Here is a 20722-nt window from a genome sequence, read left to right on the forward strand (position 1 = left end):
GTTACATCCGTTCCGGCGCCGAGACGCCCAGCAGTTCCAGTCCGTTGGCCAGCACCTGGCTCGTGGCGTCGTTGAGCCACAGCCGGGTGCGGTTGAGATCGGTAATCGGCTCGTCGCCCAGCGGTGCCACGCGGCAGGCGTCGTACCAGCGATGGTAGGCACCGGCGATGACCTCAAGGTGGCGGGCCACGCGGTGCGGCTCACGCAGTTCGGCGGCCTTGGCCACAATCGAGGGGTAGCTGCCGAGGTAGGAGAGCAGCTCGTTTTCGGTCGGGTGCTCCAGCAGGGACGCCTCGAAGCAGTCTTTGCCGTCCACACGGCGGTCCACGCCGGCGGCAATGGCATTGCGGGCAGTGCCGCGGGACCGGGCGTGCGCGTACTGGACGTAGAACACCGGGTTCTCGTTGCTGTGCTTCTTCAGCAGGTCCGGGTCCAGGGTCAGCGGCGAATCCGCCGGGAACCGTGCCAGCGAGTAGCGGACGGCGTCCTTGCCCAGCCAGGAGATGAGGTCTTTGAGCTCGATGATGTTGCCGGCGCGCTTGGAGAGCTTGGCGCCGTTGACGGAGACCAGCTGCCCGATCAGGACCTCGATGTTGACCTCGGGGTCGTCCCCGGCGGCGGCCGCGATGGCCTTGAGCCGGTTGATGTAGCCGTGGTGGTCCGCGCCGAGCAGGTAGATCTTCTCGGTGTAGCCGCGGTCCTTCTTGGAGAGGTAGTAGGCGGCATCGGCGGCGAAATAGGTCGGCTCGCCGTTGGCGCGGATCATCACGCGGTCCTTGTCGTCGCCGAAGTCGGTGGTGCGCAGCCAGACCGCACCGCCGTCGTCGTACACGTGGCCCTGTTCCCGGAGCCGCGCGACGGCGTCCTCGATTGCACCGGCATCGTGGAGCTCCTGCTCCGAGAAGTAGACATCGAACTCGACGCCGAACTCGGCCAGGGTGCGCTTGATGTCGTGCAGCTGGGCCTTGTAGGCCGCGCCGCGGATCACCGGCAGCGCGGCGACGTCGGTCAGTTCGCGGATGTCCGGGTGCCGGGTCAGCACCTCGTGGCCAAGATCCGCGATGTATTCGCCGGGGTACCCGCCTTCGGGCACACCGCGGCCATGCAGCCGGGAGAGCACCGAGTGGGCGAAGACGTTCATCTGTGAACCGGCGTCATTGATGTAGTACTCGGCCGTGACGTTGGCCCCGGAGGCCCGAAGAACCCGGGCGATCGCATCGCCCAGGGCCGCCCAGCGGGTGTGGCCGATGTGCAGCGGGCCGGTGGGGTTGGCGGAGACGAACTCCATGTTGACCGTGTGGCCGGCGAGCGCGGTGTTGGTGCCGTAATCCGGCCCCGCCTCGACGATGGCCTTGGCCAGGGCCCCGGCGGCGGCAGCGTCAACGGTGATGTTCAGGAACCCCGGCCCGGCGATGTCGACGGCGGAGACCCCGTCGATGGTCTTCAGCCGGGCGCTCAGGACCGAGGCGAACTCCCGCGGGTTGGTGCCTGCCGGCTTGGCCAGCTGAAGGGCGATGTTGGTGGCCCAGTCACCGTGGTCCCGGTTCTTCGGACGCTCAACACGCACCTCGTCCGGGATGTCGGCTGCGGAGAGGGAGATTTCACCGGCGGCAACCGCGTCCCTAAGGCAGGCGGATATGGCGAGGGAGAGTTCTTCAGGGGTCACGGTTCCAGCCTACCGGTGGCCCGCAGTGCGGCGGAATTTGGCGTCCGACATGACAGCCGGGCCCGCTGCGCGGCGGGCTGCGGGGGTGCCGGTCCGGGCCGGCCGGAAATCCACAGCCCGTGGCGGCCGGATCACAGGATGAACCACTACGCTGATTTGAACGTCGTCATTGGAGTACCGCGGCGGACCGCCTCCCGCGGATCACGGGCTTCCGTCACTCCCCATCCGAACGTCGCGAGAGAAACGAGCCGCTCTATGAACACCTCTTTCCGGAAAAGCGTTTTCGTCGGCATCGCCGGACTGACCCTGGCCGTCTCCGCGGCCGGTTGCGCGCCCGGGCAGGCTTCGGGCAACCAGGCGGCCAGCAACGCACCATCTTCAGCCGCCGGCACCAGCTACAAGGACGGCACCTACAGCGCGGACGGCAACTACGTCTCACCGAATGGCAACGAGACGGTGGGGGTGAGCCTCACCGTTGCCGGCGGCGCCGTGTCCGACGTCCAGATCACCCCGCATCCGTCCAATCCCAACACCAAGAAGTTCCAGGGCGAGTTCGCCGGCGGCATCAAGTCCCAGATTGTCGGCAAGAAGCTCGACGAGATTAAAGTCTCCAAGGTGGCCGGCTCATCGCTGACGAGCGGCGGCTTCAACCAGGCCGTGGAAAAGATTAAGTCCGAGGCACGGGCCTAACGCCCACGTCATAACCGGCCGCGCAGCCACCAGGAGGAACCGTGCCGCATCCGGGCTGGACGGATTTCAGCTTCGACGGGATCGGAACCCGTTGGGAGATTTCAACACCGTCCCCGCTCTCCGTCGCGCTCCGCGGCCGGCTGCTGGATGCCGTGGCGGAGTACGACGCCGCCTGGTCCCGCTTCCGGCCGGACTCCGTGATAGCGGGAGCCGCACGGACGCCGGGACGCTACGTCTTGCCGGCCGGGGCAGCTGCCCTGGGGCCGCTCTACGAAACCCTGTACCGGCTCAGCGGCGGGGCCATGACGCCGCTGATCGGCGGCAGCCTGGAACAGCTCGGCTATGACGCCAGCTACTCGCTCCGCCCGGGCGGACCGCCGCTGCCGGCCCCGCCCTGGGACGAAGTGCTGGACTGGCAGGGCACGGTCCTGACCACCCGTGCTCCCGTCGTGATCGACGTCGGGGCGGCCGGAAAGGGCCAACTGGCGGATCTGCTGTCCACCGAACTGCGTGCGGGCGGGGTCGGCGAGCACTTCATCGACGCGAGCGGCGATCTGCTCAACGCGGGATCCGTGCCGGTCGAGGTGGGCCTTGAACATCCCTATGACCGGACCCGGGCCATTGGAATCGTCAGCCTCGGGGCCGGTGCACTTTGTGCCTCCGCTGCCAACCGGCGCACCTGGGGCGACGGGCTGCACCACGTGCTGGACGGCACCACCGGAGCGCCGGTGCGCACCGTCGTCGCCAGCTGGGCGATGGCGGCGACCGCCATGGTGGCCGACGCGCTGGCAACGGCGCTGTTTTTCGTTGCGGGGTCCCGCCTGCGGGAGGAGTTCGAGTGTTCGTGGCTCACCGTCCACTCGGACGGCCACGCGGAGTATTCCGCCGATTTTGAAGGGGTGCTGTTTTCATGACGGCCACAATCTCCACTCCGGCCAGTTCGCGGCTGGACACCGCGCTGGGCCGGTTCACGATGTACCGTCTGGTGCTCTGGGTCCTGGCCGCGCTGGCCGGCTACAGCCTGCTGCTTGAGCTGCTCGGCTGGCTGACGTTCGGGCTCCCGGCGATGCTCGCGCACCTGGCGCTTTGCCTCGGCCTGACGTATGCCTCCAACCGGGCGATCGCGGCGGTCTTCCACGTGCGTCCGCACTCTGAATCGTCCCTGATTACCGGCCTGCTGCTCTATTTCCTCTTCTGGCCGACGCAGTTCTCTTCCGGGTTGCAGTACCTGGACCTGGCCGGCGTTGCCCTCGCCTGCGTGCTCGCGTCGGCGTCCAAGTATGCCCTGGCCTGGCGGGGCCGGCACATCTTCAATCCCGCGGCGGCCGGCGCGTTCATCACCGGGCTGACCGGGCTCAACATTGCCACCTGGTGGGCCGCCACCCCCGCGATGCTCTGGCTCGTGCTGCCGGGCGTCCTGCTGGTGCTCTACCGGGTCCGGAAGCTGCTGATGGCGTCCGTGTTCACAGTTGTGGCGGTGTCCATTGTGGCCGTGGAACTGCTGCGCACCGGCATGGGACTGGGCGAAGCGCTGTGGCAGCCCCTGGCCCAGCGTCCTGTCCTGTTCTTCGTCGGCTTTATGCTGACCGAGCCGCTCACCCTGCCGCCGCGCCGTTGGCAGCAGCTGGCCCTGGCCGCCGTCGTCGGGCTGTTGTTCGCCATTCCCTACAATCTGGGTTTCGTGGCGAACTCCCCCGAGCTGGCACTGCTCGTGGGGAACGCCCTCGCCTTCACCGCCGGCCAGCGCGGCCGCATCCTGCTCCGCTTCCGGGGCTCCCGCCCGTTGACCCCGACGACGACGGAATTCAGCTTCCGGCCCGGGCGCCCACTCCGTTTCACCCCGGGACAGTACATCGAGCTGAACCTGCCGCACGGGAAGGCGGACCACAAAGGCCGCCGGAGGGTGTTCAGCCTGACCAGCCCGCCGGACGCCCGGGAGCTCACCATCGGCGTGGGAACGGCCGAGCCGCGCTCCACGGCCAAACTGTCGCTCCTGGCCCTCAACCCCGGCGACGAGCTGACGGCGACCACCGTGGGCGGCGACTTTGTCCTGCCGCGGACTCCGGAAGTGCCGGTACTGCTGATAGCTGCCGGCATCGGCATTACCCCGTATCTGGCCCAGCTGTCCGGGCCCCCGGCCCGGGACCGGGATGTGGTCCTGCTCTACCTGGCCAGGAATGCCGCCGAGCTCGCCTACGCCGAGGAACTCGAACACTCCGGGGTCCGGGTCATCGCCAGGCTTGCCGACGGCTCCGCGCCGCCGGCGTTTATGCAGAATGCGGGCCCTGCCCGGATCGACGGCGCCGCACTGAAGGCCCTCGTGCCCGACATCGCGCGCCGGCGTGTCTATGTGTCGGGTTCACCGGCAAGTGTCCGTTCGCTCCGCGCCGCCGCCCGCAGGGCCGGGGCGCGCCGGATCCGGGTGGACTCCTTTTCGGGCTACTGAGTACGCCGATTTTCCCTTCGGGCCCACCTTCCTGCTAAGCTCTAGGACGTCCCGCCGGTAACGGCAGGAACCCTGACTGCCCTCGTAGCTCAGGGGATAGAGCGTCTGCCTCCGGAGCAGAAGGTCGTTGGTTCGATTCCAATCGAGGGCACAGACAAGAACCCCTAGGATCCACTGGATTCTGGGGGTTCTTTCGTGTTGGCTGGCAACGTGCAGGTTCAGCTTCACAGGCCGCGCAGCGGCCCAACGAATGGGGGCATCCAATGGACTTCGGTGCAGCGCTGCTGTTTCCGTTCCAGTGGCTGGTGTCGGCCATTATGGTGGGGCTCCATAACGGCCTGAGCGCCCTCGGCATGCCCGCTGCCAGCGGCTGGACGTGGACTCTGTCCATCATCGGGCTGGTGCTCGTCATCCGCGCGGCCCTGATTCCCGTAGCCCTGCAGCAGGTCAAGACCCAGCGCCGCATGCGGCTGCTGCAGCCGGAGTTGAAGAAGCTGCAGGACAAGTACAAGGGCCAGACAGACCCGCTCTCACGGCAGGCCATGGCGCAGGAGCAGATGGCCCTCTACAAGGCGCACGGCACCAACCCGTTCGCGGCGTGCCTTCCCCTGCTGATCCAGGTGCCGTTTTTCTTCGCACTCTTCACGGTCTTGTCAGGCATTTCGACGTCGGCCAACAGCGGCGAGGGCATCGGCGCCATGAGCCACGAGCAAGTGGTTCAGTTCGACGAGTCCAGCTTCTTCGGCGCCCCGCTGTCCGCGTCCCTGCTCCACGGCACGCCCGAGGGCGGCAACGTGGTGGCGGTGTGGATCCTCTCGATTGTGATGATCCTGGCCATGACGGCGGCGCAGTTCGTCACCCAGAAGCACATCATGGCCAGGTCTGTGTCCGCGGAATCCATGGCGGGCCCGTTCATGCGGCAACAGAAGATGATGCTCTACATCCTGCCGATCGTCTTCGGCGCGGGCGGCATCATCTTCCCCATAGGTGTCCTGATCTACTGGACCACCACGAATGTGTGGACCATGGTGCAACAATTCGTGCTTGACCCGCGGTCCCCCTGGGAGGCCGGGCCGGAGATTTCGCCCGGCTCAGCCCCGTGACTCCACGATGTCCTTGAGCTTCGCCAGGGCCAGCGGCCAGGCGTCGTCGAACATGGCGACGAACTCCTCCTCGCTGTCGAGTTCCACGTTCACCGTCGTCACCGCGCCGGCACCACTGAAGGCGTACTTTTCGTGGGTCCCGATAAATGCCCTGGCCGCCTCGCTGGTGGTGTCGTCCTCGCCGTTGACGATCTGCCCGATGTAGCGCAGCGAGATCAGCTTATTGGGCCTGTTCTCCTCGACCGTGGCGATCATCCCGGCCAGCGAGCCGTCGCCGTCGGGGCCGAGGAAACGGATTTCGCTGCCCTGGTTCCAGTCGCCCTCGTAGTAGGAGTCGCTGTTGAAAACACTGGTCCACTCCCGGTAGGTGGCATCGTCGAGCATCGTGGTCCACACGTCCTGAACGGGGGCGTTGATCGTCACGGAATACCTTAACTTCTCCATGTGTGATTTTACGTCCGGACGGAACCGCGGCACAGCACGGGTGCAGATCGCGGAATGATGATTGCGCGGCACACTGCCAATTGTCAGTGCCCGCTCGTAGGCTGTCTGCATCGGCAGCGGGGTTCCGGCGGCCGGGTGGCTGGACTGGGTGCCGGCCTCCGCACCACGTCGGGATCCCGCCGAAGCACAAAGGGGTCTCACATGTACTGTTCCATCATCCCGCCGTACCTGCTCCGGCGCCTGGCAGCCCAACGCGAACCGGAGCTCTCCGACGCCGCCCGCGCGGCGAAGGAAGCCCTCCGTCATGTCCCGAGCATCCAGGCGTCCCGTGCCTTGCCCGGGCCAGGCAGCCATCCCGGCATGCGGGAACTCAAACCGTCGCCGCCGGAGCGGACGGTGTATGACGCCAAGTTCGCCGAGCAGCTCCCCGGCAGCGTGGTCCGCAAGGAGGGGGAACCTCCCACCGGCGATCCCGCCGCCGACGAGGCCTATGACGGGCTGGGACACACCCACCGCCTCTACGCCGAAGCCTTTGGCCGGAACTCGATCGACGGCAACGGCCTCCACCTGCTCGCCACGGTCCACTACGGCCGCCTGTACGACAACGCGTTCTGGGACGGCCAGCAGATGGTCTTCGGCGACGGCGACGGCCAGGTCTTCCAGCGGTTCACGAAGTCGCTGAGCGTGATCGGCCACGAGCTCGCCCACGGCGTCACCCAGTATTCGGCGGGGCTCGTCTACCGCAATCAGGCCGGTGCCCTCAACGAATCGATGTCCGATGTCTTTGGGGCGCTCGTGGAGCAGTTTGTCCGGCAGCAGTCGGCGGCGGAGGCGAGCTGGCTGATCGGCGAAGGCCTCTTCACGGACCAGGTCCAGGGGACAGCATTGCGTTCCATGAAGTCACCGGGGACGGCGTACGACGACGACGTACTCGGCAAGGATCCGCAACCGGACTCCATGGACGGCTATGTGCGCACCAGCGCCGACAACGGCGGAGTGCACATCAACTCCGGGATCCCCAACCGGGCGTTCTGCCTGGTTGCCACGGCTCTCGGCGGCCAGGCGTGGGATGTGCCGGGCCGGATCTGGTACGAGACGCTGACGGGCGGCAGCCTGGCCCCGACCGCCACGTTCGGGGCGTTCGCCAAGGCCACCGTGGCGTCCGCCAGGGAGCTTTTTGGGGCGGATTCCGCGGAACATGACGCAGTGCGGTCCGCGTGGGAAACTGTGAAGGTAAGGCTCCCCGGAGCCAGACGATCAGCAAGCTCATGAAGATCCGAGACCCCTGAAAGTCGCCGTCTCATGAAAATCCGAGTCCCATGAAGATCACCGTCCCATGAAGATCACAGTCCAGCGCAGCGGCGGCATTGCCGGCATGAAGCGGACGTGGACCGTCCAGCCCACGCCACCGGAGGATACCGACCTCTGGCAGCCCCTCATTGAGGCCTGCCCGTGGGACGCCGTGCCGACGTCGGGCCGGGCCGCGGCCACCGGGCAGCCAGACCGGTTTCTGTACAACATCCGGGCCGGACAACACCGCGCGACCCTGCCCGAGCAGGCCGTCACCGGACCGTGGCGGGATCTGGTCGAGACGGCAAAGGCGGCGGCAGAGCCCGGGCCGCCGCCGGACGGACTGCCGGGACCGTTCCGCTGACTTCCGCCGGGCGGCCCTTCCAGGCCGGCTTCCGGGCAGGCCGTCCAGGCTGACCTGGACCGGGGCCCGGTTCGCCTACACGGCGGCGGCCAGGTGTCCGCGGAAGGTGCGCCGGTAGGACTGCGGGCTGGTGTCCAGCACCTTCGCGAAGTGGTGCCGCAGCAGCACCGAGTGGCCAAACCCGGATTCGCGGGCAATTTCGTCGATGTTGAGGTCGGTCGTCTCGAGCAGTTCCTGGGCCCGCAGCACCCGCTGGGAGTTGAGCCAGGCCGCCGGCGTCGCTCCCGTCTCGGAGCGGAAACGCCGGGCGAAGGTCCGGGGCGACATGTGGACGCGCGCGGCCAGTTCGTTGACCGAATGGTCCTGGCCCAGGTGCAGGACCATCCACTGCAGCAGTTCCTTCATGGGCTCAGAGCCGCAGGCCGGGATCGGCCGGTCGATGAACTGGGCCTGGCCGCCGTCGCGGTGCGGCGGGACCACCATGTCTCGGGCGATGGCAGCCGCCACGCTCGCGCCGAATTCCACCCGGACCAGGTGCAGGCACGCATCGATGCCCGCGGCTGTGCCCGCGCTTGTGATGATCCGGCTGTCCTCGACATAGAGGACGTTCTCATCCACACGCGCAGCGGGATACCGGCTCGCGAGCTCCTGGGAGTAATGCCAGTGCGTGGTGCAGCGACGGCCGTCGAGCAGCCCGGCCCGGGCCAGCGCAAAGGCTCCGGAACAGATGGACATGACCCACGCCCCGCGGGCGTGCGCGGCCCGCAGCGCCTCGAGAACGGATTCCGGAACGTCCTCGTCCCGGCCGTACGGAGTCATGATGACCAGGTCCGCGTCCGCGGCGGCGTCGAGTCCGAGCCCTACATGCAGGGAGAGACCGGACTTCATCGGGACCTCTCCCGGCGCCGGGGTGCACACCCGGAAATCGAAGGCGGGCACGCCGGTCCCCCGGTCGGACCGGTCCACGCCAAAGACCTCAAAAGCGGTCCCGAACTCGAAGATCGAGAAGTTGGGCACCACGATCATTGCCACTGATTTGATCATGCTTCCATTGTGGCAGAAATTATAGCTTTTTGGGCATTTCTGCCACTTCTTTTGGCCCCGCTCCAAGAGAACCATGGAGGTATGGAACTCATCGGAATTGCAGTCATCGTCCTCATCGTCGTCGGCCTCGCCGCCACCGTCGCAGCCCTCCGCAAGGACGGGCTGGGCCATAACCCGCCGGTCCGCTCGGAAGAATACTGGTCCGCCCTGGACCTGCCCAGCGTCAACTACACGTTCCGGATCTTCTGAGCCCCCTGCAAGCGGTCACCCCACACCACCCGTTGCCCGGCCCCGCAAGGGACCGGGCACTTCACTGCCACCGAACCGCCGCCCGGACAGTTCCCAGTAGACTGAGTGCAGCCATGACACTGCATATCTCCTACCCCGCCGAGCTGCCGGTCTCCGAGCGCCGCGAGGACCTGATGGCCGCCATTGCGGCCAACCAGGTGACCATCATCGCCGGCGAGACCGGTTCCGGTAAGACGACCCAGATTCCCAAGATGTGCCTGGAGCTTGGGCTGGGCGACAACGGACTGATCGGCCATACCCAGCCGCGCCGGCTTGCCGCCCGCACCGTGGCCGAGCGCATCGCGGAGGAACTTGGCGTCGAGATCGGACAAGAGGTCGGCTTCCAGGTCCGCTTCACCGGGCAGGTCGGCCGCGACACCAAGGTCAAGCTGATGACCGACGGCATCCTGCTGGCCGAGATCCAGCGCGACAGGCTGTTGCGCAAATACAACGCGATCATTATCGACGAGGCGCATGAGCGCAGCCTCAACATCGACTTCATTCTGGGATACCTCAAACGGATCCTGCCGCAGCGGCCCGACCTGAAGATCATCATCACCTCGGCCACCATCGATCCGCAGCGATTCGCCAAGCACTTCGGCAGCGAGGACGAGCCCTCGCCGATCATCGAGGTCTCCGGGCGCACCTATCCGGTCGAGATCCGCTACCGGCCGCTGTCCCAGCCGGCCGGCGGCCCCGCCGGCGACGACGCCGTCGACGCCTCCGACGACGAGCTGGAAGAGGACCGCGATCCGCTGGATGCCGTCTGCGATGCCGTCGACGAACTCGCGCAGGAAGCGCCCGGCGACATCCTGATCTTCTTCTCCGGCGAGCGCGAAATCCGTGACGCCGCCGAGGCCCTCCACGGCAGGATCCAGTCCAACCGGAAGCTCGCCGGCACCGAGGTGCTCCCCCTCTTCGCCCGGCTGAGCCTGCAGGAACAGCACAAGGTCTTCCACCCGGGCAGCAAGCGCCGGATCGTGCTCGCCACCAACGTCGCCGAGACATCCCTGACGGTCCCCGGCATCAAGTACGTCATTGACACCGGCACCGCACGCATCTCCCGCTACTCGCACCGCACCAAGGTCCAGCGGCTGCCGATCGAGCGGGTCTCGCAGGCGTCGGCCAACCAGCGCTCGGGCCGTTGCGGCCGGGTCTCCGACGGCATCGCGATCCGGCTGTATTCGGCGGAGGACTTCGAGTCCCGGCCGCTGTTCACCGACCCCGAAATCCTGCGCACCAACCTTGCCGCAGTCATCCTGCAGATGACGGCCATGGGCGTCGCCCGCGGCCCGAAGGACGTGGAAAACTTCCCGTTTGTTGAACCGCCGGACTCCCGGGCCATCAACGACGGCGTCTCCCTCCTCCGCGAGCTGGGCGCCTTGAGTGCCCCGCGCCCGCCGGAGCAGCCGGGCGGGGCCGACGGCGGCGGACGCCCCGGACGGCAGGCTGCGGGCGCGGCTGCCGGACGCAACGGCGGCGGGCTGACCGCCGTCGGGCAGCAGCTGGCGCAGCTGCCCGTGGACCCGAGGCTGGGCCGGATGATCGTCGAGTCCGGCCAGCGCGGCTGTGTCCGCGAGGTGATGATCCTCGCGGCGGCGCTGACCATCCAGGACCCGCGCGAGCGCCCCACGGACAAGCAGCAGCTCGCCGCGGAGAAGCACGCGCGCTTCCGGGACGAGAACTCGGACTTCACCGGCTTCCTGAATCTCTGGAACTACCTCCAGGAGAAGCAGCAGGAGCTCTCCTCCACGGCGTTCCGCCGGCTCTGCCGGGCCGAGTTCATCAACTACCTGCGCGTCCGCGAGTGGCAGGACCTGTTTGCCCAGCTGCGCCAGCTCGCCCGGCCGCTCGGCATCAGCCTGGACAACAAGCGCCTGGCCGATCCCGTGGGCAACCATGAGGGCATCCACATCAGCCTGCTCGCGGGCCTGCTGAGCCACGTGGGCATCCTCGATGAGCGCAAGCGCGAGTACGCCGGCGCCCGAGGCAGCCGCTTCGCGATCTTCCCGGGGTCAGCCCTGTTCAAGAAGTCCCCCACCTTCGTCATGGCCGCTGAACTCGTGGAGACGAGCCGGCTGTGGGCCCGGGTGGCCGCGAAGTTCGATCCGCTCTGGGTCGAACAGGTGGCGCCGGACCTGGTCAAGCGCAGTTACAGCGAACCGCACTGGTCCAAGAAGATGGGCTCGGTGATGGCGCATGAGAAGGTCACCCTCTACGGCGTGCCCATCATCCCGAGCCGCCGGATCAACTACGGCAAGGTGGATCCGGAACTCTGCCGGGAGCTGTTCATCCGGCATGCCCTCGTCGAGGGCGACTGGCAGACGCACCACAAGTTCTTCCACCGCAACCGTGCCCTGCTCCACGAAGTCGAGGAACTCGAGGCGCGGATGCGGCGGCGGGACATCCTCGTGGACGACGAGACGCTCTTCGAGTTCTATGACGCCCGGATCGGCCGGGAGGTTGTGTCCGAGCGGCACTTCGACAAGTGGTGGAAGGATGCGCGGCATCACGATCCCGCGCTGCTCGATTTCGACCAGGCGCTGCTGATCAGCGACGACGCCGATGCCCTGGATGACTCGGCCTACCCGAAGACCCTGCTGCACAAGGGTTTTGAGCTGCCGCTGAGCTACGAATTCCACCCCGTCGCGCCCGGCTCGCCGCCCAACCCGTCCGACGGCGTCACGGCAGAAGTGCCCGTGCTGTTCCTGAACCAGCTCGACGACGCCGCGTTCCGCTGGCTGATCCCCGGGCAGCGGGTGGAGTTGGTCACGGCCCTGATCAAGTCGCTGCCCAAACAGGTGCGCAAGAACTTCGTGCCGGCCCCGGACGTTGCCCGGCAGGCCGTCGCAGCCCTCGAGGCGGACTTCGATCCGGCCACGGACGAGCTGGAGGCTTCACTGGAGCTGGTTCTGCGCCGGCTCCGCGGCCAGGTCATCCCGCCGAATTCCTGGCACTGGGACGCGGTTCCGCCGCACCTGCGGGTCAGCTTCCGCGTCGTTAATGCCCAGGGGAAGGTATTGGACGAGGGCAAGGACCTCGGAGTGCTGCAGGAGCGGCTGGCGCCCGCCACCCGCCGGGCGATTGCCGAGTCACTGGGCGCCACGCCCGCGACGACGGCACCGCAGACCGGCGGCAGGTCCGGCGGCAAATCCAGCGGCAGGTCCAGCGGGCCAGCCAACGGCAGCTCCAACGGCCAGGCGGCAGCGGGCGCGGTTTCCCCCGACGGCGCTTCGGCCGGTTTCGCCGAGAAGGCAGGGCTGACCGCCTGGACCTTCGGAACAGTGCAGCGCCAGGTCCAGGGCACGGTGAAGGGGCACACTGTCACCGGCTACCCCGCACTCGTGGATGAGGGCAGCTCCGTGGCCCTGCGGCTCTTCCAGACCGGCTCCGAACAGGAACAGGCCATGCGCGGCGGCGTCATCCGCCTGCTGGCCCTGAAGGTGCCGCCGCCGGACCGCTACGTCCTGGAGCACCTGAACAATACCGAGAAGCTGACGTTCAGCCAGAACCCCCATGGCTTGGTCACGGCGCTGATTGCCGACTGCGCCCTCGCCGCCATCGACAAGCTCACCCCGGCCGAGCTGCCGTGGGACGAGGCCTCCTTCAGTGCACTTTACGAAAAGGTCAGGGCGGAGCTGATCGACACGGTCTTCACCGTCACCGCCGTGGTGGAGCGGATCCTGGCCAGCACCCGGCGGATCGAGAAAGCGCTCAAGGGCACCACCAGCCTGGCCCTGATCAGCGCGCTCAACGACATCAAGAGCCAGCTGGAGCAACTCGTATTCCCCGGTTTTGTGGCACGCACGGGCTATGCCCAGCTCAGTCAGCTCCCGCGGTACCTCGCGGCGATCGAGAAGCGGCTCGAGAAACTCCCCGGCAACGTCCAGCGGGACGCCCAGAACATGGCCGCAGTCCAGGCACTGGAAGACGATTACGACGACGCCGTGTCGGCCCTGCTCTCGGGCCGGCGGGCCGGAGCCGAGTTAACCCAGGTCCGCTGGATGATCGAGGAGCTCCGGGTGAGCCTCTTCGCCGTCGAACTCGGTACGGCCTATTCGGTCTCCGAGAAGCGGATCCGCGCGGTGCTTAATAAGGCGCTGGCGCCGGCCTGACACGCGGGGGCGGCCGGGCCGGCGCCAGCGGTTGAGTGCGGCGCGCCCCTAAGCCTCCGGAACGTATGCCGCGTGGCCGGCTTTCCGGAGCCCGGCGCGGAGCTTCTCGGCGTTGGCGTCCAGCTGCGCCGGATCGGGATGGTGGTCCACCGAGCCAAAGTCGAAGTCCGCCATGGTGTTGGAGGGCCAGACGTGGACGTGCAGGTGGTTGATCTCGTAGCCGGCGACAATGAGTCCGGCGCGTGCCGCGTCGAACACGTCGACCTGAACGGCTCCGATCTTCTGCGCCACCTGCATCACGCGGCCCAGCAGCTCGGGTGGCGCATCGGTCCAGCGGTCGACTTCCTCGGTTGGGACCACGAGGGTGTGTCCATCGGCGAGCGGACCCGCCGTCAGGAACGCCACGACGTCGTCCTCGCGCCAGACGAAGCGGCCGGGGATCTCGCCGTTGATGATCCTGGTGAAGAGAGTGCTCATGCGTCTGCCCTTTCCGAAGGTGTACCGAGCGTGCTGGTGTCCAAGACAAAACGGTACTTCACGTCGCCGGCCACCATGCGGTCGTAGGCCTCATTGAGCTGGTCGGCACGGACCACTTCGACGTCCGAGGTGACTCCGTGCTCGGCACAGAAGTCCAGCATCTCCTGGGTCTCGGCGATGCCGCCGATCAGCGACCCGGCGTACGCGATCCGGCGCCGGATCAGCGCGCCGGGGTTCACCGGCGGCATGTCCCCCGAGGGAAGCCCGAGCTGGAAGAGGGCACCGTCAACACGCAGGGTGCGGAAATACGGGTTGAGGTCATGGGGTGCGGCGACGGTGTCGATGATGACGTCGATGCTGCGGTTCGCCGCGCGCATCGCGGCCTCGTCGCGGGACAGGATGACGTCATCGGCGCCGAGGTCGCGCGCGGCGGCGATCTTGGACTCTGACGTCGTGAAGACCTTTACCTCGGCGCCCATGGCCTTGGCCAGCTTCACTGCCATGTGGCCCAGTCCGCCCAGGCCAACGACGCCGACGACGTCCCCCTCCTCGACGTCGAAGTGGCGCAGTGGAGAGTACGTGGTGATCCCGGCACACAGCAGCGGCGCGGCCGCGGCGGGGTCGAGGCTTTCCGGGACGTGCAGTACGTAGCGGCGGTCCACCACGACGGAGGTGGCGTAGCCGCCCTGCGTGGTGGCGTCCCCGTTGCGGCGGTCCTTCGAGCCGTAAGTCCCGGTCATGCCGTTTTCGCAATACTGTTCCAGGCCGTCAAGGCAGCTGTCGCATTCACGGCAGGAATCGACCAGGCAGCCGACGCCCACCAGATCGCCCGGGGTGAAGTCGTCGACGGCGGAACCGACCCGGCTGACCCGGCCCACGATTTCGTGGCCCGGGATCAGCGGGTAGTTCGGGTTGCCCCATTCGCCCCGGGTGGCATGGACGTCCGAGTGGCAGACGCCGCAGAATTCGATGGCGATCTCAACATCGTCGTCCTTCGGCGCACGGCGGGCAACCGTGAGCGGAACCAGGCCGCTGTCGCTGGCGGTCGAACCGTAGGCGGCGGCAAGGCGCGGGCCCGGCGCCGTCGTTTCCGCGTAATCCGTGGTGTCCTCGGTCAGATCGGGAAGCGGCTTGGCAAGGGGCGGCGGTACGGGGCGTCCAGGAGTCATGGTTCGACGCTACCCTCGGGACCGGCCGGTGTGCCACTTGGGGGCCGGTCGGCCGGCGGTGGCACGCGCTAAAGCGGACCCTTCGCGAAGGATCCAACTACCCTCAGCTGAGCGAAAGGACGAGATACAGGGCTGCCAGGACCAGCGCGACCGGGGTCATGACGAGGCGTTCCGGTTTGCTGCGGGAGATCCCGTTCATCACTACGCCCAGCGCGAAGTAGGCCGTCAGCGCCCACACAAAGACCGCGGTGGCGTTTTCGTTGACCACCGGCGGCGTGAGCTCGGCCCTGGCCAGCGCCGTATAGGCAAACAGGGCGTAGAGGGCAATGGACACGGCGCTTCCGATCCGGAGCCGTGCGGGGAGGACAGCGTGTTGTCCGCCCCACGCCATTCTCCCGAGCGGCACTCCGCCGATGAGGGCGCCCTGGAAGATGCCGAGTCCGGCCAGTATGGCGCAGGCGACGATCGCCGCAAGCTGGTCTATCGGCATGGGGAAGCCTTCCTCGTCGACCGGGCGGCCGCCGTCGGAGTGGCCATGAAGATGGAGGTCATGGGCGTTCCTTCTCTTCGGTATTGAGCACGCGCAGGGCATTGTCGATGATCCGGTCGAGCTGTTGCACCAATACCTTTACATCCACGCCCGCATCAACTCCGTCCTGATGGGTTTCGAGGCCGTGCCAGGCGCGTTCCAGCAGCGCCGCTCCCTTCCGGGATAACGAGATCGTGTTCGCCCGCGCGTCGTCCGGATGGGGTCGCGCCGTAACCAGATCATCGTCGAGCAGCCGTCCGAGCCGCTGGGTGATTGAAGCCCGCGATACGTCAAGCCTGTCTGCAATTTGCCGCTGGGTCTGCTGTCCGATAGTGCCGATGGTGAGCAGGACCAGAAAGGCTGAATATCGGATCCCGTGCTGTTCCTGGAGGTAGCGGTCCGCGACCCGGTCCACCAGCGCCGTGGCGCGGTGCAGCTTGAAGACCGGGCTCTCGACGATGTCAGGATGTTTGTTGATTTTCATTTCGTTAAGTAGTTAACTAAAATCAAACCCTGGTGTCAAGGTGTGCACCACCGCAAGGACCACCGCCGTGGCGTCCGGGCCTTTGGCGATCTGCCCTGTTTGGACGCCCGGCGGGCAGCCGCATGTTGTCGCAGGTGCCCGATAGCCTGTTTCCATGGACGGCAATCAGGGGCCCGGGATGGCTCCGGCAGCAGCGGGCGGGGTGGCGGTCACCGGCGTGGCCCGCTCCCGGGCCGCGGTCCGGCTCTGCGCCGAGGGTGCCGGGCTGATCGGCCAGCCCGCCGAAGTCGAGGAGCTGAAGGCCGCCGCCGCCACTGGACCCACGGGCGCCTTAAATGTCGGAGCCCCGAGGTTCAATGGGTCTGTGGACGGCAATCAGGGACCCGGGATGGCTCCGGCAGCAGCAGGCAGGGTGGCGGTCACCGGCGTGGCCCGCTCCCGGGCCGCGGTCCGGCCCTCCGGTGACGATGCCGGGCTGATCGGCCAGCCCGGCGAAGTCGAGGAGCTGAAGTCCGCCGCCGCCGCGGCCACTGGAACCACGGGCGCTTTAAATGTCGGGGCCCCGAGGTTCAATGGGTCTGTGGACGGCAATCAGGGGCCCAAGATGGCTCCGGCAGCAACTGGCGGGGTGGCGGTCACCGACGCGGCCCGCCCCCTGGCCGCGGTCCGGCCCTCCGGTGAGGGTACCGGGCTGATCGACCAGCCCGCCGAAGTCGAGGAGCTGAAGTCCGCCGCCGCCGCGGCCACTGGAACCACGGGCGCCTTAAATGTCGGGGCCCCGAGGTTCAATGGGTCTGTGGACGGCAATCAGGGACCCGGGATGGCTCCGGCAGCAGCAGGCAGTGGGGCGGTCCCCGGCGTGGCCCGCCCCCTGGCCGCGGTCCGGCCCTCCGGTGACGATGCCGGGCTGATCGGCCAGCCCGGCGAAGTCGAGGAGCTGAAGTCCGCCGCCGCCGCGGCCACTGGAACCACGGGCGCCCTAAATGTCGGGGCCCCGAGGTTCAATGGGTCTGTGGACGGCAACCAGGGGCCCAAGATGGCTCCGGCAGCAACTGGCGGGGTGGCGGTCACCGACGCGGCCCGCCCCCTGGCCGCGGTCCGGCCCTCCGCCGAGGGTGCGTCTCTGATTGCTGAAATCCGGGCCCTGGAAGACCGGAAGTCTGCCCTGTCGGCCCGCCAGGCCCGGCTCGCGGTCGACTTCGACCTGCTCCAGCGCCGCGAACAAGCCGAGACCGGGATGCCGGCCGCGGAGCTGGGCGCCGGCGTCGCCGCGCAGCTCGCCCTCGCAAGGCGGGAATCCCCCGCCCGCGGCGGACGGCTCCTGGGCCTGGCCAAAGCCCTCGTCACCGAAATGCCCCACACCCTCGCCGCCCTGGACACCGGCCAGCTCAACGAATGGCGCGCCACCCTGCTCGTGCGCGAAACCGCCTGCCTGTCCGCGGCGGACCGGGCCGCCGTGGACGCCGACCTCGCCCCCGACACCGGAACCTTCGACGGGACCGGGGACCGGGGCCTCATTGCCGCGGCGCGGGCCGCCGCCTACCGCCGCGACCCCCGCTCGGTCACCCAGCGCGCCGGCCACGCCGCGACCGAACGGCACGTCAGCCTCCGCCCGGCACCGGACACCATGTGCTACCTCACCGCCCTGCTGCCCGTCGCCGCCGGCGTCGCCGTGCACACCGCCCTGACCCGGCACGCCGACACCCTCCGGGCCACCGGGGACCCCCGCACCCGCGGCCAGCTCATGGCCGACACCCTGGTCGAACGCACCACCGGCACCCCCGGCGGGATCACCGGGATCGAAATCCAGCTCGTCATGACCGACCGCACCCTCTTCCAGGGCGACAGCGAACCCGCCCGGCTCCCCGGCTACGGCATCATCCCCGCCGGCCACGCCCGCGCACTAATCCACACCACGGACCCACACACGGGCACCACAACGACAGGCAACGGAACCGGAACCGGCATGGACGGAACGGGCGGGGACAACGGCGCCACCGCCGGGGACCAGGCCCTGACCGTCTGGCTCCGCCGGCTCTACACCGCCCCCGGCACCGGAGACCTCACCGCGATGGACTCCCGCGCCCGGCTCTTCCCGCCCGGCCTCCGACGATTCGTGCACCTCCGCGACGACACCTGCCGCACCCCCTACTGCGACGCCCCGATCCGGCACCTGGACCACATCATCCCCTGGCACCACGGCGGCACCACGGACCAAAACAACGGCGCCGGCCTCTGCGAAGCCTGCAACCACACCAAAGAAACCCCCGGCTGGAACGCCCAACCCCGCCCCGGCCCCCGACACACACTCCACATCACCACCCCCACCGGCCACACCTACCAATCAAAAGCACCCCCACTACCGGGAACCAGGGTCAGCGGAACGGCGCCGGACCAACCCGTGGCTCCCAACCGGCACCACCACCACCGCGAACTCCGCCACCGGGCCAAAATTCTCGTCCGTGCCCGCCAGCACGCCCGGCTCGCGGCCTGAGCGAGAAGATACGGGGAGCGCCGCCGCGCTGCTGGAGGAAGCGGCGGCGCCCCTACCCGGCGGCGGTGCCGTCGGCGTACGGCGCAGCCCCCGTCACGACAGGATTCGAGGGTTTGTTGGACCACTCAGAGAACGAGCCTGGATAGAGTGCCGCAGGGAATCCTGCGATTTCGAGAGCCGCGATTTCGTGGGCCGCGGTGACACCGGAGCCGCAGTAGACGGCGGTCGGAAGGTCGTCGCGGACGCCGAGCCTGGCAAAACGGTCGCGCAGCGTCTCCGCCGGCAGGAACCTGCCATCCGCACTGAGATTGGCGGTGGTGGGCGCGCTCACGGCTCCGGGGATATGGCCGGCACGCGGGTCCACGGGTTCGAATTCGCCGCGGTACCGCTCAGCCGCCCGCGCGTCCAGCAGCAGCCCCTGCCGGCCCCAGATGGCCGCCTGGCCGGCGTCGATTACGGGCATGGCTCCGCCCGACAGCACGGCGTCCCCGGGTTCTGCCGGCGCTTCGCCGCTTTCGAGGCTGAAGCCCGCGTCACGCCAGGCAGCGAGTCCGCCGTCGAGCAGGTAAACATCGGGAAAGCCGGCATTGCGCAGCATCCACCAGAGCCGGGCCGCGGCCAGGCTGCCGCTGTCGTCATAAGCCACGACATCGTCACCGTTGCAGACGCCCCAGGCGCGGACGGACGCCTGGAATTGCGCCAGCGACGGGAGCGGGTGGCGGCCGCGGGCCGGGTCTGCGGGGTCGGCCAGATCGTTGGCGAGGTCCACGAAGACGGCACCGGGAAGGTGTTCCGCGAGGTAGTGTTCCCGGCCGTGCGGGTCACCGAGTGCCCAGCGCACGTCCAGCAACACGGTCCGTCGGCCAGTCTCGTCGGCGCCGTCCAGCCGGTTCTTCACGGTGGCTACATCCATCAGGGTCTGCATCCACCAACTCTATCCAGCGGGCCCTGCCGCCGAAGGTAGGCTGGTGCGGTGATCAAAGCGCGACAGCAGGACAGGGTCTGGGCCGACGAGGCCATCCGCCGAATCAACGCAGAGAACAACCGGTCCGCGGACACCCACCTGTACTCCGTGCCGCTTCCGGCTAAGTGGGGCGTCCAGCTCTACATCAAGGACGAGTCAACGCACCGGACCGGCAGCCTCAAGCACCGCCTCGCCCGTTCGCTGTTCCTCTTTGGGCTGGTCAACGGGTGGATCGCCGAAGGAACCACCATTGTTGAGGCCTCCAGCGGCAGCACGGCCGTGTCGGAAGCCTATTTCGCCCAGCTGCTGGGGCTGCCGTTTATCGCCGTGATGGCCCGGACCACCAGCCGGGAAAAGATCGCACTCATCGAGCAGTATGGCGGCTCGTGCCTGCTCGTGGACCACGCCTCGGAGGTCTACGACGCCGCCGCGGACCTCGCTCGGCGCACGAACGGCCACTACATGGACCAGTTCACCTACGCCGAACGGGCCACGGACTGGCGCGGCAACAACAACATTGCCGAGTCAATCTTCGGCCAGCTTGCCCAGGAAGAGCACCCGATCCCGCGCTGGATCGTCGTGGGCGCCGGCACCGGCGGCACGAGTGCCACCATCGGCCGCTACCTCCGGTACCACCGCCACACCACGGGCCTCGCAGTGGTGGATCCGGAGAACTCCGCGTTTTATCCCGGCTGGCTGGCAAGCCGCGGAGCTCGCAATGTCGGAACCCGAAGCAACACCGCCGGAACGGCCGGCACCGCGCCTGCTCCCGCCGTGGCCGGCGGGGGTCAGCCGTCGCGGATCGAGGGAATTGGCCGGGCGCGGCTGGAACCCAGCTTCGTCCCGGCCGTCATCGACCACATGATCCCGGTCCCGGACGCGGCATCGGTGGCGGCCATGCGTCATCTGCAGGATTTCGCCGGCCTGCAGGCGGGCCCTTCCACCGGCACCAACCTGTGGGGCGTCTGGCAGCTGATCTCGGCGATGATCGCCGAGGGACACCGCGGAAGTGTTGTGTCGCTGATGTGCGACGGCGCGGACCGTTACGCCGGCAACTACTACAGCCCGGAGTGGCTCAAGACCCAGGGCCTGGATCCCGCACCACATGAAGCGACCCTGCGGCAGTTCTTCGCCAGCGGGGTCTGGCCGGCCTAG

The 20722-nt window shown here is 68.1% G+C and carries 18 protein-coding genes and 1 tRNA gene; 11 read left to right on the forward strand and 8 right to left on the reverse strand.

All coding sequences use genetic code 11. The features are described 5' to 3' along the window. Nucleotide 1: 1 nt before the first annotated feature. The gene (gene argS, locus J2X01_RS11310) at nt 2–1666 is read right to left on the reverse strand and encodes an arginine--tRNA ligase (RefSeq protein WP_310056953.1); all 1665 of its coding nucleotides are present in this window, start codon (nt 1664–1666) and stop codon (nt 2–4) included. A 255-nt stretch (nt 1667–1921) separates the two neighbouring features. Between argS and J2X01_RS11315 the strand changes: the two genes are divergently transcribed. The 5 genes from J2X01_RS11315 to yidC all read left to right on the forward strand — a co-directional run bounded on the left by J2X01_RS11315 (nt 1922) and on the right by yidC (nt 5905). Then, nucleotides 1922–2356 carry an FMN-binding protein gene (locus J2X01_RS11315; RefSeq protein ID WP_310056956.1) on the forward strand — a complete coding sequence of 145 codons (435 nt, stop codon included), beginning with the start codon at nt 1922–1924 and terminating at the stop codon, nt 2354–2356. Nucleotides 2357–2397: 41 nt separating this feature from the next. After that, nucleotides 2398–3270: an FAD:protein FMN transferase gene (locus J2X01_RS11320; RefSeq protein WP_310056959.1), complete on the forward strand. Its 873-nt coding sequence runs from the start codon at nt 2398–2400 to the stop codon at nt 3268–3270. Next, a complete protein-coding gene (locus tag J2X01_RS11325; protein WP_310056962.1) occupies nt 3267–4802 on the forward strand; it encodes an FAD-dependent oxidoreductase in 1536 nt (511 codons plus the stop codon). The genes J2X01_RS11320 and J2X01_RS11325 overlap by 4 nt, the downstream gene beginning before the upstream one ends. A gap of 78 nt (nt 4803–4880) precedes the next feature. Continuing rightward, nucleotides 4881–4953: transfer RNA gene (locus tag J2X01_RS11330), tRNA-Arg, on the forward strand. Nucleotides 4954–5065: 112 nt separating this feature from the next. Next, nucleotides 5066–5905: a membrane protein insertase YidC gene (gene yidC / locus J2X01_RS11335; RefSeq protein WP_310056965.1), complete on the forward strand. Its 840-nt coding sequence runs from the start codon at nt 5066–5068 to the stop codon at nt 5903–5905. Here the strand turns inward: yidC and J2X01_RS11340 are convergent. Further along, entirely contained in the window at nt 5894–6328 is a 435-nt protein-coding gene (locus J2X01_RS11340; protein ID WP_310056968.1) for an SRPBCC domain-containing protein, read from the reverse strand. The genes yidC and J2X01_RS11340 overlap by 12 nt on opposite strands. Nucleotides 6329–6550: 222 nt before the next feature. Here J2X01_RS11340 and J2X01_RS11345 point away from each other — a divergent pair, with 222 nt between their 5' ends. Next, the gene (locus J2X01_RS11345) at nt 6551–7621 is read left to right on the forward strand and encodes a M4 family metallopeptidase (protein ID WP_310056971.1); all 1071 of its coding nucleotides are present in this window, start codon (nt 6551–6553) and stop codon (nt 7619–7621) included. Nucleotides 7622–7685: 64 nt separating this feature from the next. Continuing rightward, nucleotides 7686–8003, forward strand: a complete 318-nt coding sequence (locus J2X01_RS11350) for a protealysin inhibitor emfourin (RefSeq protein ID WP_310056974.1) — start codon at nt 7686–7688, stop codon at nt 8001–8003. A 75-nt stretch (nt 8004–8078) separates the two neighbouring features. On the opposite strand, the gene J2X01_RS11355 is transcribed toward J2X01_RS11350, so the two are convergent. Then, nucleotides 8079–9047, reverse strand: coding sequence for a GlxA family transcriptional regulator (locus J2X01_RS11355; protein ID WP_310056977.1), 969 nt, complete (start codon nt 9045–9047; stop codon nt 8079–8081). An 81-nt stretch (nt 9048–9128) separates the two neighbouring features. Between J2X01_RS11355 and J2X01_RS11360 the strand changes: the two genes are divergently transcribed. Both J2X01_RS11360 and hrpA read left to right on the forward strand, forming a co-directional pair. Further along, entirely contained in the window at nt 9129–9296 is a 168-nt protein-coding gene (locus J2X01_RS11360; protein ID WP_310056979.1) for a hypothetical protein, read from the forward strand. A gap of 113 nt (nt 9297–9409) precedes the next feature. Further along, nucleotides 9410–13450 carry an ATP-dependent RNA helicase HrpA gene (gene hrpA / locus J2X01_RS11365; protein ID WP_310056982.1) on the forward strand — a complete coding sequence of 1347 codons (4041 nt, stop codon included), beginning with the start codon at nt 9410–9412 and terminating at the stop codon, nt 13448–13450. 48 nt (nt 13451–13498) lie between these two features. On the opposite strand, the gene J2X01_RS11370 is transcribed toward hrpA, so the two are convergent. The 4 genes from J2X01_RS11370 to J2X01_RS11385 all read right to left on the reverse strand — a co-directional run bounded on the left by J2X01_RS11370 (nt 13499) and on the right by J2X01_RS11385 (nt 16109). Beyond that, nucleotides 13499–13927: an HIT family protein gene (locus J2X01_RS11370; RefSeq protein ID WP_310056984.1), complete on the reverse strand. Its 429-nt coding sequence runs from the start codon at nt 13925–13927 to the stop codon at nt 13499–13501. Next, complete coding sequence (locus J2X01_RS11375) at nt 13924–15096, reverse strand: NAD(P)-dependent alcohol dehydrogenase (protein ID WP_310056986.1); 1173 nt, start codon at nt 15094–15096, stop codon at nt 13924–13926. Before J2X01_RS11375 ends, J2X01_RS11370 begins: the two co-directional genes overlap by 4 nt. Nucleotides 15097–15199: 103 nt before the next feature. Beyond that, nucleotides 15200–15586, reverse strand: coding sequence for a hypothetical protein (locus tag J2X01_RS11380; protein ID WP_310056989.1), 387 nt, complete (start codon nt 15584–15586; stop codon nt 15200–15202). Nucleotides 15587–15644: 58 nt separating this feature from the next. Continuing rightward, nucleotides 15645–16109 (reverse strand): MarR family winged helix-turn-helix transcriptional regulator, encoded by a 465-nt coding sequence (locus J2X01_RS11385; protein ID WP_310056992.1) that lies wholly within the window; start codon nt 16107–16109, stop codon nt 15645–15647. Nucleotides 16110–17121: 1012 nt separating this feature from the next. On the opposite strand from J2X01_RS11385, the gene J2X01_RS11390 reads away from it, so the two are divergent. After that, complete coding sequence (locus J2X01_RS11390) at nt 17122–18603, forward strand: HNH endonuclease (RefSeq protein WP_374724963.1); 1482 nt, start codon at nt 17122–17124, stop codon at nt 18601–18603. Between the two features lie 52 nt (nt 18604–18655). Here J2X01_RS11390 and J2X01_RS11395 read toward each other — a convergent pair whose 3' ends face one another. Next, complete coding sequence (locus tag J2X01_RS11395) at nt 18656–19528, reverse strand: sulfurtransferase (protein ID WP_310056995.1); 873 nt, start codon at nt 19526–19528, stop codon at nt 18656–18658. A gap of 48 nt (nt 19529–19576) precedes the next feature. Between J2X01_RS11395 and J2X01_RS11400 the strand changes: the two genes are divergently transcribed. Continuing rightward, a complete protein-coding gene (locus J2X01_RS11400) occupies nt 19577–20722 on the forward strand; it encodes a PLP-dependent cysteine synthase family protein (protein WP_310056999.1) in 1146 nt (381 codons plus the stop codon).

This window comes from Arthrobacter ginsengisoli (genome assembly GCF_031456935.1).
In the GTDB taxonomy this organism is placed as follows: domain Bacteria; phylum Actinomycetota; class Actinomycetes; order Actinomycetales; family Micrococcaceae; genus Arthrobacter; species Arthrobacter ginsengisoli.

Bases quoted from the DNA above. Each gene is read 5' to 3' on its own strand.
- J2X01_RS11315 (WP_310056956.1), top strand. From the start codon at position 1,922: ATGAACACCTCTTTCCGGAAAAGCGTTTTCGTCGGCATCGCCGGACTG.
- J2X01_RS11325 (WP_310056962.1), top strand. From the start codon at position 3,267: ATGACGGCCACAATCTCCACTCCGGCCAGTTCGCGGCTGGACACCGCG.
- yidC (WP_310056965.1), top strand. From the start codon at position 5,066: ATGGACTTCGGTGCAGCGCTGCTGTTTCCGTTCCAGTGGCTGGTGTCG.
- J2X01_RS11345 (WP_310056971.1), top strand. From the start codon at position 6,551: ATGTACTGTTCCATCATCCCGCCGTACCTGCTCCGGCGCCTGGCAGCC.
- J2X01_RS11350 (WP_310056974.1), top strand. From the start codon at position 7,686: ATGAAGATCACAGTCCAGCGCAGCGGCGGCATTGCCGGCATGAAGCGG.
- J2X01_RS11355 (WP_310056977.1), bottom strand. From the start codon at position 9,047: ATGATCAAATCAGTGGCAATGATCGTGGTGCCCAACTTCTCGATCTTC.
- J2X01_RS11360 (WP_310056979.1), top strand. From the start codon at position 9,129: ATGGAACTCATCGGAATTGCAGTCATCGTCCTCATCGTCGTCGGCCTC.
- hrpA (WP_310056982.1), top strand. From the start codon at position 9,410: ATGACACTGCATATCTCCTACCCCGCCGAGCTGCCGGTCTCCGAGCGC.
- J2X01_RS11370 (WP_310056984.1), bottom strand. From the start codon at position 13,927: ATGAGCACTCTCTTCACCAGGATCATCAACGGCGAGATCCCCGGCCGC.
- J2X01_RS11375 (WP_310056986.1), bottom strand. From the start codon at position 15,096: ATGACTCCTGGACGCCCCGTACCGCCGCCCCTTGCCAAGCCGCTTCCC.
- J2X01_RS11380 (WP_310056989.1), bottom strand. From the start codon at position 15,586: ATGCCGATAGACCAGCTTGCGGCGATCGTCGCCTGCGCCATACTGGCC.
- J2X01_RS11385 (WP_310056992.1), bottom strand. From the start codon at position 16,109: ATGAAAATCAACAAACATCCTGACATCGTCGAGAGCCCGGTCTTCAAG.
- J2X01_RS11395 (WP_310056995.1), bottom strand. From the start codon at position 19,528: ATGCAGACCCTGATGGATGTAGCCACCGTGAAGAACCGGCTGGACGGC.